The sequence below is a fragment of the Caballeronia temeraria genome (assembly GCF_001544795.2).
Lineage (GTDB): Bacteria > Pseudomonadota > Gammaproteobacteria > Burkholderiales > Burkholderiaceae > Caballeronia > Caballeronia temeraria.
The window spans coordinates 84,181-96,643 of the sequence record NZ_FCOI02000004.1 but is presented as its reverse complement, the minus strand read 5'-3'; the positions used below and the strand labels follow the sequence as shown (position 1 = coordinate 96,643).

13 protein-coding genes are annotated in these 12,463 nt (G+C 60.9%); 8 read left to right on the top strand and 5 right to left on the bottom strand.

All coding sequences use genetic code 11. The features are described from left to right. The first annotated feature begins 111 nt into the window (after positions 1-111). A complete protein-coding gene (locus AWB76_RS07575; RefSeq protein ID WP_061159523.1) occupies positions 112-1,023 on the top strand; it encodes a LysR family transcriptional regulator in 912 nt (303 codons plus the stop codon). Here the strand turns inward: AWB76_RS07575 and AWB76_RS40745 are convergent. Beyond that, positions 989-1,204, bottom strand: a complete 216-nt coding sequence (locus tag AWB76_RS40745) for a hypothetical protein (RefSeq protein ID WP_157696077.1) — start codon at positions 1,202-1,204, stop codon at positions 989-991. The two genes, AWB76_RS07575 and AWB76_RS40745, sit on opposite strands and share 35 nt — an antisense overlap. A 1,185-nt stretch (positions 1,205-2,389) precedes the next feature. Between AWB76_RS40745 and flgM the strand changes: the two genes are divergently transcribed. Next, a complete protein-coding gene (flgM, locus tag AWB76_RS07565; protein ID WP_061159521.1) occupies positions 2,390-2,704 on the top strand; it encodes a flagellar biosynthesis anti-sigma factor FlgM in 315 nt (104 codons plus the stop codon). Positions 2,705-2,707: 3 nt separating this feature from the next. On the opposite strand, the gene AWB76_RS07560 is transcribed toward flgM, so the two are convergent. Then, on the bottom strand, positions 2,708-3,739 hold the full coding sequence (locus AWB76_RS07560) for an AraC family transcriptional regulator (protein WP_061159826.1): 1,032 nt from the start codon (positions 3,737-3,739) through the stop codon (positions 2,708-2,710). Between the two features lie 326 nt (positions 3,740-4,065). Here AWB76_RS07560 and kce point away from each other — a divergent pair, with 326 nt between their 5' ends. From kce to AWB76_RS07540, 4 genes are all read left to right on the top strand, one after another. Next, the gene (kce, locus tag AWB76_RS07555; RefSeq protein ID WP_061159520.1) at positions 4,066-5,004 is read left to right on the top strand and encodes a 3,5-dioxohexanoate:acetyl-CoA acetone transferase; all 939 of its coding nucleotides are present in this window, start codon (positions 4,066-4,068) and stop codon (positions 5,002-5,004) included. 27 nt (positions 5,005-5,031) lie between these two features. Then, positions 5,032-6,387, top strand: coding sequence for an MFS transporter (locus AWB76_RS07550; protein ID WP_061159519.1), 1,356 nt, complete (start codon positions 5,032-5,034; stop codon positions 6,385-6,387). Positions 6,388-6,405: 18 nt separating this feature from the next. Beyond that, a complete protein-coding gene (locus AWB76_RS07545; RefSeq protein ID WP_061159518.1) occupies positions 6,406-7,197 on the top strand; it encodes an SDR family oxidoreductase in 792 nt (263 codons plus the stop codon). A gap of 98 nt (positions 7,198-7,295) precedes the next feature. Continuing rightward, complete coding sequence (locus tag AWB76_RS07540; RefSeq protein ID WP_061159517.1) at positions 7,296-8,720, top strand: MFS transporter; 1,425 nt, start codon at positions 7,296-7,298, stop codon at positions 8,718-8,720. 62 nt (positions 8,721-8,782) lie between these two features. Here the strand turns inward: AWB76_RS07540 and AWB76_RS07535 are convergent, their stop codons facing one another. The 3 genes from AWB76_RS07535 to AWB76_RS40740 form a co-directional block, all read right to left on the bottom strand. Then, positions 8,783-9,232, bottom strand: coding sequence for an ester cyclase (locus AWB76_RS07535; RefSeq protein WP_061159516.1), 450 nt, complete (start codon positions 9,230-9,232; stop codon positions 8,783-8,785). A 251-nt stretch (positions 9,233-9,483) separates the two neighbouring features. After that, entirely contained in the window at positions 9,484-10,188 is a 705-nt protein-coding gene (locus AWB76_RS07530) for a hypothetical protein (RefSeq protein WP_061159515.1), read from the bottom strand. 52 nt (positions 10,189-10,240) lie between these two features. Continuing rightward, a complete protein-coding gene (locus AWB76_RS40740; RefSeq protein WP_157696076.1) occupies positions 10,241-10,414 on the bottom strand; it encodes a hypothetical protein in 174 nt (57 codons plus the stop codon). Between the two features lie 115 nt (positions 10,415-10,529). Here AWB76_RS40740 and AWB76_RS07525 point away from each other — a divergent pair, with 115 nt between their 5' ends. Continuing rightward, positions 10,530-10,853 (top strand): DUF4148 domain-containing protein, encoded by a 324-nt coding sequence (locus tag AWB76_RS07525; protein WP_061159514.1) that lies wholly within the window; start codon positions 10,530-10,532, stop codon positions 10,851-10,853. Positions 10,854-11,162: 309 nt separating this feature from the next. Then, a complete protein-coding gene (locus tag AWB76_RS07520) occupies positions 11,163-12,401 on the top strand; it encodes an ABC transporter substrate-binding protein (RefSeq protein WP_374729916.1) in 1,239 nt (412 codons plus the stop codon). Positions 12,402-12,463 lie beyond the last annotated feature (62 nt).

Genomic DNA, 12,463 nt, shown 5'->3' with positions numbered 1-12,463 from the left:
GCCGGTTGACTCGTAATCTAGTCCGCGCTTGCGCTTCGGAAAAAGACTTTGTAGGCTGAGAGGCATGCCTGAAAAGCATGGCCATGAACACAGCGCACGACAGGAGAAAGCATGGAGCTACGCCATCTGCGCTATTTCATCGCGGTCGCGGAAACGGGCAGCCTCACCGTCGCCGCCGAGCAGCGGCTGTTCACGTCGCAGCCATCGTTGAGCCGGCAGATCCGCGATCTCGAAGACGAAGTGCGCGCGGAACTGTTCAGCCGCAGCGCGCGTGGCGTCGAGTTGACGCCGTCCGGCAAGGCCTTTCTCGATCACGCGCGACTCGTGCTCGCACAGGTCGATGCCGCTATCGAAGCCGCGCGCCGTGCCGCGCGGCCTGCCAAGCAAGTGTTCGCGCTCGGCTTTCTCACCGGTCAGGAAATGACATGGCTGCCGCGCGCGATGCAGGTGTTGCGCGACGAGCTGCCGAATATCGACGTCACCGTGTCGAGCGGTTATTCACCCGATCTCGCCGACGCCGTGGCGCGCGGCAAGCTCGATCTCGCATTCGTGCGCACCGAGCCGGGGCTGGATCTCGACTATCGCGTCGTGTATCGCGAGAAGCTCGTCGTGCTGATGCCGAGCGATCACCGGCTGACGGCGAAGACCGCGATCCATCCATCGGACCTGCAAGGCGAGACCTTCGTGATGGCGTCGAACAAGGCGCGCGTGCTGCACGATGTCGTCGCGCAATATCTGCAGGACAACGGGCTCGATCCGAAGCCCGCGCATGCCGTCGACAATCTTGCGATGGCTATGTCGCTCGTGGCATCGACACGCGGCTTGTCGCTGATGCCGGAGTACGCGAACAATCTGCTGCCGTGGTCGGTCGTGAGCCGTCCGCTGCAAGGCGAGGCGCCGACCGTCGATCTCGCGATCGGCTACAGCCGTTCGAATGCGTCGCCGGTGCTGAAGCTGTTTTTGTCGAGAGCGGATGAACTGATTGCCGCTATCGACGAAACAGATCCGCGCGGCGGTCGCTGATCCCGCGAATGAAATCCCACACGAAGCGAATCCGCCGGGTTTTGGAGAGATCTTCTGCGCGCGGTCGGGAAAGAGATTGATCAAACAGCACTGCGCCGAGCGATTCTTCCAGCCGGTCGATGCGGTCGTGGAAATCTTGCCGGTGCGCGCCACTTCGAGAAAGTAGGGAAAGTCGGTCCATTCGAGGTCGTTCTTCATGATCTCCGCTCGCCGTCTCGTCGATGATGATGGGACACGGAAGAATCGAAGGAAGGGGTGAGGGCGTTTCGCGAGAAGCGCAAGTCGAGGTTTCGCGAACTGGCCGCGGACCGGCGGAAGTAAGCGCTCCGCGCCCGCGCGCGTCCTAAACGCGAGGCACAAGCCTTGCATCTTCCGAATTTGTCCCGTTCCAGCCGAAAACCATCCCTATCGGACGTAGAATGCCGCAAGCCCGGCGCACGTGACGATGTCACCCAGCCCCTTCCTTGCCGACGCGAGAAGCCGAAATGAACCGCTCCTCTTCTGTTGAGACCTCGCTCGAAGTCTGCCAGTACATCGAAACCTGCCGCCAGTACGTCGCGGAAGCGAAACAAAGCCTGGCCACGGGACACCCGGGGAGCCGCGAAGCCACGGTGTCCACCTTGCGCAGCCTGAATTCGAGCCTCGAGGCACTGGTCCGGTCTCGCGAATTGTTGATGCGCACGCCAAGGCAGTCATCGTTGAAGGGCAACCGATTCACACCGGAAGAGTCCGGGACCGACTCTCTCACGCGTGCAAGGAGTTCGCTTACTTGCGAAGGCTTTTCGATGATCCCGCGAACGACGCTGCCGTGCCGGTCGCAACAGACGCAGTGGTCAGTAGAAGAATCCCACTAGAGGCGTGTCGCGGCGAAGCGGACAGTTGAAAAAAATGCTGTGACTGTTCGTTTGATTCAACTTCCTGCGCCTGAACACACCTGAAAACGATTGCGCGCCGCAACAATTCGAATGATCCACCGCGACGCGCATCATCGAAACGGCATATGATTTTTAATTGCCTATTTCAATCGCAAATGCCGATGCTATAGTCGCTTTCATTCGTGCCCCGCACGATCGATCTCTCAGGTTCTGGCGGCCCTCGGACAGGCCAGGACTTTTAGGCGTTGCTGCTTGCAGCAACGCCTTTTTTCTTTGTTGCGACTTCATATGTCGTAGCGGACGTGTGGCCGCTGAAGTCGCTGTGTGCACTTCCACACACTTTGTTGCAATTTGTTTCATCTGGCCAGGAAGACCGCCCGACAAGGGTTTGACGGGTATGGTGACGTCCGCGGACGCGTCGAACGTCCGCGCTGCGGTGAAGACTTCGAATTCCGGTCCGTTAAAGATTCAACAGACAGGGAACGGACACCATGAAGATCGAATCCAGCAATGACAACGCGCTCGCAACCCTCCAGCCCAGCGCGGTTCGCGCAGCCAGCAGCAGCGATGCGCCCAACGCCGTCGACGGCATCCGCGAAACCGGCGGCGTCCACGCGGATAGCTCGACGGTGAGTTTGTCGTCGATGTCGGCACTGCGTTCGGCCGACGCCTCCGATATCGATATGGCGAAGGTCGAGTCGATCAAGGCCGCCCTTCGTGACGGCAGCTACACGATCGATTCGGGCAAGATCGCCGACGGCATGTTGAGCTCCGCGCGCGACATGCTGCAAGCGAGAACCCGCTGATCGTTACTCCTGCTCGCGGATTTCCGCGGGCCCTTTGCCCGTCCATCGCTTGAGCGCTCTGCGGAAATTGGCGGTATCCGTGAAGCCGACCAGCATGGCGACGTCGTCGGTACTGAGCTTCGTCGTCTTCAGATACTCGGTCGCGAGCGAGCACCGCACATCGTCGACGATGGCGACAAACGATGTACCTTCCGCCTCGAGGCGCCGCCGCAGCGTGCGGCTCGTCATCTTCAACGCATCGGCGACCGTTTCCATGCCCGGAAACTCGCCGGGCTTGCGCATCAGAACCTGATAGACCTCGCCGGAAACCCCGGTCGATGTCTTCGCCTGCCCGATCAGCCTGTCGCATGTCTCCTGCAGCAGCGCCGCCGAGTGCCTGTCCGCCAGATGCGGCTTGAGTTCGAGTATCGCGCTGTCGTAGATGAGCTGGCATTCGTCCGCATCGAATTCGCACGGACAACTCAGATATTCCGGATAGAGATCGGCGTGCGGCGGCGCCGGATACGCGAATCGCGCGAGCATGGGCGGACAGCTTCTGCCCGCGACATCCTGCAAATGCGTCACGTGCTGCGTGTACTGCTGCTCGAGCAGGAACTGCTGTATGTCGTGCGCAAGCTGCGACGAGAACGCATCCGGAAACGTCCACACCGACGTCTCGGGATGTTCGCGCCACTCGATGGTCAGCGTCGGCGTTGCGAGCCGATGGTATTTCACGCCCAGCCGGAAATAGTCTCGCAACGATAAACACGACATCAGCGCGTATCCGTACATCCCATACGAGGCCAGATGCAGGCGCGCTCCGGTCTTGAACGGCGTTCGCGGGTCGGCGGACAGCGCGACGGCGTTGCTGCAGACCGCCGCGTACTGCCGGACGGAAGTCATCACGGAGGCATCGTAAATCTGTGCGGGCGCGACGCCGCTTCCCTTCAGGCTGTCCTCCGGCGCAATCCCTTGCTCCGCAAGCACGTCGACCAGTGCGGCGATCTTGTAGGGCGCGTAGATGCGCTCGTTCAACAGGGGAATTCTCGATGACACCGCGCCTCCTCGTGTGTCCTGCGGGGACACCATCTTGTCCGGATAAGACCTTTCGCAGCGAATCGTATCCCACTACTATCTCCGTAACAAGACGAGTCCGCATTGCAATTGCGCGGCTCGCGTACCCATCGGAGACACGCATGCAACGCCAACTTCACGCCAGTTTCCCGCCGCCCGCGTAGTCGTCGTCGCGCGGTCGCGTCCTGATCGGCCTTCGAGGCCGAAACTTACGTTTTTCAACGGCATTCGCAGCGCGCTTGCTTTTGCGAGCCGCGCCGAGGCATGGCTGAAGCTCGCCTGTCGAGTTTCGTTTCGAAGGACATCCAATGAGCAATCCCAGCAACAAGGTCATCATCACGTGCGCCGTCACGGGTTCGGCGCATGTTCCGTCGATGTCGGAATATCTGCCCCTCACGCCCGACGACATCAAGCGTCAGGCGCTCGACGCAGCCGAGGCCGGCGCCGCGATTCTTCACCTTCATGCGCGCGATCCCGAAGATGGCCGCCCAACGCCGTCGCCGGACGTGTTCCGCCGGTTCGTTCCCGCCATCGCGGCCGAAACCGACGCGGTCATCAATATCTCGACGGGCGGCAGCACGCGCATGACGCTCGATGAGCGCCTGGCCTATGCACGCGTCGCCAAGCCGGAAATGTGCTCGTTGAACATGGGCTCGATGAACTTTTCTCTTCATCCCGTTGCGGCCCGGATGTCTTCGTGGCGCTTCGACTGGGAGAAGGAATATGTCGAAGGCATGGAGGACATGATCTTCCGGAACACGTTTCGCGACATCAGGAACATCCTCACCGAGTTTCGCGACTATGGAACGCGTTTCGAATTCGAGTGCTACGACGTGGGGCATTTGTATAACCTCGCGCATTTCATCGATATCGGACTGATCAAGCCGCCGTTCTTCATTCAGTCGGTGTTCGGGATTCTCGGCGGCATCGGTCACGATCCCGAAAACCTTTCGATGATGCGAGCGACCGCCGATCGTCTGTTCGGCCGCGAGAACTATCAGCTTTCGATTCTCGGCGCCGGACGTCATCAGATGTCGCTGGTGACGATGGGCGCGATCATGGGCGGCAACGTGCGCGTGGGCCTCGAAGACAGCGTCTACCTGTCGAGAGGCGTGAAGGCGAAATCGAATGCCGAACAGGTTCGCAAGATCCGCCGCATTCTCGAAGAGCTGTCGTTCGAAATCGCGACGCCCGCCGATGCGCGAGCCATCCTGGGACTCAAAGGGCGCGACAGCGTTTCGCTTTGAGACGAGAGAGTTCATTCTGGAGACGTCATGACTGCCGCTACCGCTGACCATAGCCTCGGAGAAACACATTGGCTTGCGACTCGCAAGGCAATGGCAAGGCTGCTTCCCCTGATGTGTGGAATCTATTTTCTGTCGTTCATCGACCGGACGAACGTGGCGCTGGCCAAGAGCGCGCTGGCCGCGGACCTCGGCATCAGCGCCGCAGCTTACGGACTGGGCGCGGGTATCTTTTTCATCGGTTATGCGCTGCTCGAAGTGCCGAGCAATCTGATTGCACATCGTGTCGGGCCGCGCGCCTGGATTGCGCGCATTGCGGTGACATGGGGCGCGCTATCCACCGCGATGATGTTCGTTCAGGGCGTGTGGTCGTTCTACATTCTCCGCGTATTGCTCGGCATCGCCGAAGCGGGATTGTTTCCGGCGCTGATGTACATGGTGACGCTCTGGTTCGCGCCCAAGGACCGGGCGGTCGCGGTCGGATGGATTTACACGGCTCCTTCGGTTGCGCTCATCGTCGGCAATCCGCTGGGCGCGGGTCTGATGCAGCTCGGCGGCATCGGCGGGCTTCACGGCTGGCAGTGGATGTTCCTGCTGGAAGGCGTGCCGACCATCGTGCTGGGCATCGTTCTGTTCTTCAAGCTTCCGAACCGGCCGACCGAGGTCAGGTGGCTGTCCGCACAGGAAGCGCAGGCGCTCGAGACTCACGCCGTCATCGATACGCACGGTCACGCCGAACTCACCACGGCGGACTGGCTCGCGGCGCTCAAGCGACCGACGACCGTGCTCATCGCGCTCATCTACTTTCTGAATCAGGTGGCGTTCGTCGGACTGTACTTTTTCACGCCGTCGATCGTCGCGCAGATGCATGTGAGTTCGCCGATTCTCGTCGGCGTATTGTCGAGCAGCGTCGGCATCGGCTTTTTGCTGGGCGTGCTGATCCTTCCGCGTATTCATCGCCGTGTGAGCAATGAATGCGGCTTTCTCGGGGTGCTGACCGCGGGCGTCGTCGTCAGTGCGTGCGCGTTTCTCGCGACCAGAAATCAGGCGGCCCAGATCACGCTGCTCGGCATCACCGGGTTCTTCGCGGGCGGCATCCTGCCGTCGTACTGGGCCGTCGCGATGAAGCGGCTGCAAGGCGTACAGGCCGCCGCCGGTCTCGCGTTCATCAATACCATCGGCTTGCTGGGCGGTTTCGTCGGACCTTATCTCTTCGGGCTGGCCGAGACGATGACCGGCAGAAGCGATTCGGGCTTCAACGTGGTCGTGGCTGCGTCGGTGCTGGGCCTGTTGCTCGTGCCGCTGCTTGCGAAGTCGATTCACGCCGCCGAGCGTCCCGTTGCCGGTGCGAACGCTTCCGGCCCGTTCGAAACGCGCAAGAGCTGAAATATCTCGATACGGAACATGAATACTTTTGATCTTCTCAAACCGGTTCCCGGCCTGCGCGTGCTTGTCTCGGGCGCGGCGGCTGGCATCGGTGCGGCAATCGCGGATGCATTCGTCCAAGCCGATGCCCAGGTCTATATCTGCGACGTGAATCAGCAGGCTGTCGACCGGGCCAGGGAGCGAAATCCGAAGCTGCATGCCGGTGTCGCCGATGTGAGCATTCGCGAGCAGGTCGACAGTGTCGTCGACGACGCGCGGTCGCGGCTCGGCGGGCTGGACATCCTCGTCAACAATGCGGGGATTGCGGGGCCCACGGCGGGGATCGAAGCCATCGATCCGGATGACTGGGAGCGCACCATCGCGACGAATCTCAACAGCCAATACTACTTTCTGCTTCGCGCGGTGCCGTTGCTGAAGGAGACGTCGGCGTGTCCCGGCATCATTGCGATGTCGTCCGTCGCTGGACGGCTTGGCTATGCGTTTCGCACGCCATACGCGTCGACGAAATGGGCGATCGTTGGCCTCGTCAAATCGCTGGCGGTCGAACTCGGCCCGAGCAATATCCGCGTCAACGCCATTCTGCCGGGCGTCGTGGAGGGCGAGCGAATGGACAAAGTGATCGCCGCGCGGGCCGAATCCGCAGGCATCAGTTTCGATGAGATGAAAGCGCAGTACTTGAACAAGATCTCGCTTCGCCGCATGGTGACCGTCGACGACATCGCAGCGATGACGCTATTTCTCGCCTCTCCGGCGGGGCGCAACATCTCGGGGCAGGCCATCAGCGTCGACGGCAACGTGGAGTATCTCTGACGGCATGCGGGCGGCGAGCGAAGGCTGTGAGGCAGGCCGGTGCGTTGCTGTGAATGCTGATAGCATGCCAGCCTTCCGTATCGCACATTGCCCGCCGTATGACAGAGACAGCTTCGACTCGCCGCTCCGCCTCGCTCGGTCCGCTGCCATACGTGGTGGCCGCGACCTTCTTCATGGAGTATCTGGACACCACCATCATCGCGACCGCGCTGCCGCAGATGGCGCATTCCTTCGGCACGAGCCCGAACGCGCTCAGTCTCGGCATGAGCGCCTATATGATCGCGCTCGCCATCTTTATCCCCGCCAGCGGCTGGGTTGCCGACCGCTTCGGCTCGCGCAGCGTGTTCTTCATGGCCATCGTCACGTTCACGATCGCGTCGCTGCTGTGCGGCATCTCGCAGAATACGGTCGAGTTCACGGCGGCGCGCGTGTTGCAGGGTATCGGCGGCGCGTTGATGGTGCCGGTGGGCCGGCTGACGGTCGTGCGCAGCGTCGAGAAGCGTCATCTGATGCAGGCGATATCGACCATCACGTGGCCGGGCATCGTTGCGCCGGTCGTCGGGCCGCCCATCGGCGGTTTCATCACCACGTATGCTTCCTGGCGCTGGATCTTTCTGCTGAATCTGCCGGTGTGTCTCGCGGTGCTCGTCGCCGTGCTGAAGTGGGTGCCGAATCTGCGCAGTGAAGAAAGACGTCCGTTCGATGTCGCCGGACTCGTGTTGAGCGGCCTCACGCTCACGGCAATTCTTTATGGCGCCGATATTGCGAGTCAGCCGGACACCAATCCGTGGATCGGCCTGCTGCTCATCGTGGTCGGACTCGCTATCGGCGTCGTGGCATATCGGCATGCGCTCGGGCACCCGCATCCGCTCATCGATGTCACCACGCTGCGCATTCCCACTTTCTCCGTGACGGTCGTGACGGGCACGTTCACGCGCATCGGCATCGGCGCGGTCCCTTATCTGATGCCGCTGCTGTTTCAGATCGGCTTTGGCCTCTCCGCGTTCAAGTCCGGGTTGTTTCTGCTCGCGAGCGCCGTCGGCAATCTGGGCATGAAAGCGCTGACGACGCTCATTCTCAAACGGCACGGCTTTCGCAATGTCGCGATCATCAACTGTGCCGTGTGCGGCGTCTTCACGATCGCGTGCGGCATGCTCACGCCCGCATCGCCGCTCGCGCTCATTCTGCTTGTGATCTTCGTGTATGGCGTGACCCGTTCGATGCAGTTCTCCTCACTCGCCACGCTCGCCTACGCGGACGTGCCGCAGCCGCAGATGAGCGCCGCCAATACGATGTGGAACGCGGCGGCGCAGATGAGCATCGGTCTGGGGATCGCATTCGGCGCGCTGGCTTTGCGCGTGGCCTCCGCGCTTCATGGCGGCAGCGCCGCGCAACCGCATGTGTTCACGCTCGACGACTTCCGGCTCGCCTTCTCGTGCGCGGGCGTGCTTACGCTCGTGACGATCGTGGGTTATCTGAGGCTGTCTCGCGATGCAGGGCACACGTTGAGCGCATCGCGGTGAAAGTCGCAGTCCCTCATTCATAACGACGGAAAAGGCCGGGGCGCGCCCGGCCTTCTGTCGGATCACGTTGCCTTGATGAGGCCAAGCTGCTGCAGCGCGGTCACGCCATCGTCCAGTCCGATTTCTTCGACGATCCTGCCGTCCTTGAGCCGAAGCACGGTGGTGCCGGTGAAGCGCATCGTCCGGCCGGTCGCGGCGGGTAGCGAGCCGACGAGGAAATCGCTGAATGCCGGGCCGGTATGCGTGCCGCCGCCTTCCCATCGGCCGACGACATAGTCCCCTTCGGCGATGAGATCGGCGGCGCCCCAGAAGTTGAGGTCCGGGAACGCTTCGCGGAAATCGCTCATGAAGGCCTTGATGTCCTCGCGGCCATGTCGCGCTTCGTGCAGCGAGTATTGCAGGAGCATGTCGGGTGCGGCGAGTTCATCGACGATATCGAGATTGCAGGTCTTGCCCCAGAAATCCGTGAACCAGCGGCCCACGATGGCCTTGTTGTCATCTTCCCTGGACATGATGAATTCCTCATTGACTGAAGTTGGGAGAGAGAGTCGCGTTTGCTTCCCTCTGTCACAACTGTATTGACGCAAGCAGTCGCAAGCCCCCCGTTTCTTGCTCCAATACTCGATGAAGCGGCACGCGGGTCAGACAGCAAGAATCGGAGTGCCGGCGTCTGTATTGTGTGCGTTACGTTCGAGTCAGTCGATAAAGATTCGGATTGCTTAGTTAATGATTCCGGCGATCTTTGACGGCGTCACCGTCGAACTTAGTCCTCGCGGAACCAGCGACCGGAGTGCGGACACACAGCGGCTCGCGCGCCGTTGAACAGGACTTGCTCTTCATCGAGTGGCTGCGAGACCGGGCCGTCGATATCGAAGACAACGTCGAGTGCCTGTGCGACGCACGCGTCTTCGATGGGAAGCTCCCATGTCAGGAATAGCTGGGTGCAGTCCTGATCCGGCGGGAAGTCGGCCTCGCTAAAACCGCTGCTGCCGCGTTGAATGACGCCATGAGGCTGGCCAGTATCGAATATCACGGCGGTGCCTCGCGTGAGCGGAATGCGATGACCGGTAGAAGGAAAATGCACATCCAGCCCTTTGTCGTCGCTCAGAAAGAGATTGCAAAAAGCCGCGCCGCCATATTGCGCGCCGTCATGGTGATATCTCGCGCCACGACAGGCCATGAGCGCGACATCGCTGGAAGCGAGCACGTCACGCAACCCAAGCGCGCGCGTCCAGTTTGTCATGGCCTGCACGCAGCGCTTGTAATCGGACCAGCGCACTTGCGTTCGCGCGAGAGGCATCACTTCGACATCTCCGGGTTCCAGCACGAGCCGCGACGAAGTTTCTCTCTTCCAATCCGCAAGCACGCCCGGCGAAGGCACGGGGACGTCGAGCACGTCTGATAAAACGATGTCACTGACGCGTCGACTGCGGATCACGTCGCCGCTCCAGAAATGGGAAGTCAGCATATCTGGCATTCGATGATGTCGATGAGAAACTCACCTGAACGATTGTAAAGATTCAGCGCGATTGGCTCGGCGGGAATTGGCCGAAGCGAGACACGGAGAGCGCGAATTCTAACGCGGCAACCAGCGCCCCGACGCGTGGCAAGAATTCACGCAGCGCGTCCGATTGCAATTTCATCGCCGGACGATCGTCATCTCTATGGCAACGGGTGTTGCTGAAGGCGGCCATGACGCAAGGCTTTCGGTCGTATCGAAGTTGAAGGTTTGGCCGCCTAAACTCTGATTGCCAGCGACGGGGTCTTGCGTCCGAATACCTGACGCTGGGCGTTTCCAAGGAGGTCACCATGAAATCATTGGTTTTCGCGGTTGCCGCTGTGTCGGCGCTTTCCATGCCATTCACCGCGTTCTCTCAGACCGATGCGACGTTGACGCGCGCTCAGGTCCGTACCGAACTACAACAACTCGAGCAGGCCGGATACCAGCCGGGCAGAGGTGAAGACGTGAACTATCCGACGGATATCCAGGCGGCGGAAGCACGCGTATCGAACCAGAACGGCACGACCGCGTATGGAGGCACGATGTCGGGCTCATCGGCATCCGGATCGCAGTCGATCGTTCGCCCCGCTTCGACCGACGAGATGAAGCAGATCTATTTCGGAGGGCAATAGAAGTCTTAGCCTTTGACGCTCGCGCGCCGACGACATCGCCATCCTCGGCGCTGACATGCATTGCCCGCATCCCCGATCCCGCCATCCATCGGTCTTCGTCGCGAAAGCAGTTTGAAAGACTTGCAATGATTGATGCGCTTTCCGCATGACCGTCTCTATCGTTATTACTGATTCAGCGCTTTAAAAGCGAGTGCTACTGTTTGTCGGCACTTCCTTAATTGCTGCATGTGTCATGTGTCTGCTGGCGTCGCTCCACGATCGATTACAAAGAGGAGACTGATGATGTCCAAGGGCAAGACGTGGCGGGGAATGAGTACCGTCATTGCAACGGGTACGGCGATGGCGGGGCTCTCCCTCTCATTCACGGCGCACGCAGCGGGGGAGCCGATCAAGATCGGCGTCATCAGTGAAGAGTCTGCTGTAGCGGGCGCTTCGATCAGCAAGGCCGCGCAACTCGCCGCGGAAGAGATCAACGCGAAGGGCGGCGTCGATGGCCGGCCCATTCAGATCATCGCGTATGACGATCACTCGTCGGCCTCTGACGGCGTGCGCGCGTTCCAGCGGGCGGCGAGTCAGGACAAAGTGGTCGCGATCATCGGCAGCTATATCAGCGAAGTCGCGCTCGCGATGGAGCCGTGGTCCGCGCGTCTGAAGATGCCCTTCATTACGCCGGGCGCAGCGAGCAACGAAATCTCGAAGCGCGTGCATGACGACTACGATCATTACAAGTACACGTTCCACGGCTGGATGACCTCGGCGTTCATCGCGCAGTCGATCTGCGATTTCTCGCATGACGTGCTCGTCGGCGAGTTCAAGATGAAGACGACCGTCGTGATGAGCGAAGACGCCGCATGGACCAAGCCGCTCGACGAACGCTACCTCGAATGCCTGCCCAAAGCGGGCTTGCAGGTGCTGGATCACATCCGCTTCAATCCGGATACGTCGGACTTCACGCCGATCTTCAATCAGATCGAAGCGAAGCATCCAGACACGATCACGACCGGCATCAGTCACGTCGGCGTGCAGCCGACCGTGCAATGGCACGATCAGCAAGTGCCGATTCCGATGTCGGGTCAAAGCTCGCAAGCCACGACGACGAGCTTCTGGAAAGACACGAACGGGGCGACCGAAGGTGTCATCACGGCATCGGCGGCGGCGCCCGGCGTCGCGATGACGCCGAAGACGGTGCCTTTCGTCGAGTCGTATCAGAAGCACTTCGCCGGCGTGTCGCCCGCGTACGACGGCTTCACGAGCTATGACCTCGTGTACATCATCGCGGATGCGATTCATCGCAATCAAGGCTCGACCGATCCTGACAAGATGGTCGATGCGCTCGAGAAGACCGACTATGTCGGCACGATCGGACGCTGGCAGTTCTACGGCAAGACCGATCAGTTCACGCATGCGTTGAAGTACGGTGAAGGCTATATCACCGGCATCAATCTGCAATGGCAGAACGGCAAGCAAGTGGCGATATGGCCGAAGTCGGTGGCGAACGCGAAGGTCAAGTTTCCGGCCTTCGTGAAGGTGCAGGCGGCCGCGAACTAGGTGACTGTGCGATGCAATGCGAGGCGTGCGCGCTATCGAAGGCGAGCACGCTTTGCGGCGCG

What these genes read in the sequence shown, in the direction of transcription:
- AWB76_RS07575 (WP_061159523.1), top strand. Translation starts at nt 112, where the DNA reads ATGGAGCTACGCCATCTGCGCTATTTCATCGCGGTCGCGGAAACGGGC.
- AWB76_RS40745 (WP_157696077.1), bottom strand. Translation starts at nt 1,204, where the DNA reads ATGGACCGACTTTCCCTACTTTCTCGAAGTGGCGCGCACCGGCAAGAT.
- flgM (WP_061159521.1), top strand. Translation starts at nt 2,390, where the DNA reads ATGAAGATCGAATCCAGCAATGACAACGCGCTCGCAACCCTCCAGCCC.
- kce (WP_061159520.1), top strand. Translation starts at nt 4,066, where the DNA reads ATGAGCAATCCCAGCAACAAGGTCATCATCACGTGCGCCGTCACGGGT.
- AWB76_RS07550 (WP_061159519.1), top strand. Translation starts at nt 5,032, where the DNA reads ATGACTGCCGCTACCGCTGACCATAGCCTCGGAGAAACACATTGGCTT.
- AWB76_RS07545 (WP_061159518.1), top strand. Translation starts at nt 6,406, where the DNA reads ATGAATACTTTTGATCTTCTCAAACCGGTTCCCGGCCTGCGCGTGCTT.
- AWB76_RS07540 (WP_061159517.1), top strand. Translation starts at nt 7,296, where the DNA reads ATGACAGAGACAGCTTCGACTCGCCGCTCCGCCTCGCTCGGTCCGCTG.
- AWB76_RS07535 (WP_061159516.1), bottom strand. Translation starts at nt 9,232, where the DNA reads ATGTCCAGGGAAGATGACAACAAGGCCATCGTGGGCCGCTGGTTCACG.
- AWB76_RS07530 (WP_061159515.1), bottom strand. Translation starts at nt 10,188, where the DNA reads ATGCTGACTTCCCATTTCTGGAGCGGCGACGTGATCCGCAGTCGACGC.
- AWB76_RS40740 (WP_157696076.1), bottom strand. Translation starts at nt 10,414, where the DNA reads ATGGCCGCCTTCAGCAACACCCGTTGCCATAGAGATGACGATCGTCCG.
- AWB76_RS07525 (WP_061159514.1), top strand. Translation starts at nt 10,530, where the DNA reads ATGAAATCATTGGTTTTCGCGGTTGCCGCTGTGTCGGCGCTTTCCATG.
- AWB76_RS07520 (WP_374729916.1), top strand. Translation starts at nt 11,163, where the DNA reads ATGAGTACCGTCATTGCAACGGGTACGGCGATGGCGGGGCTCTCCCTC.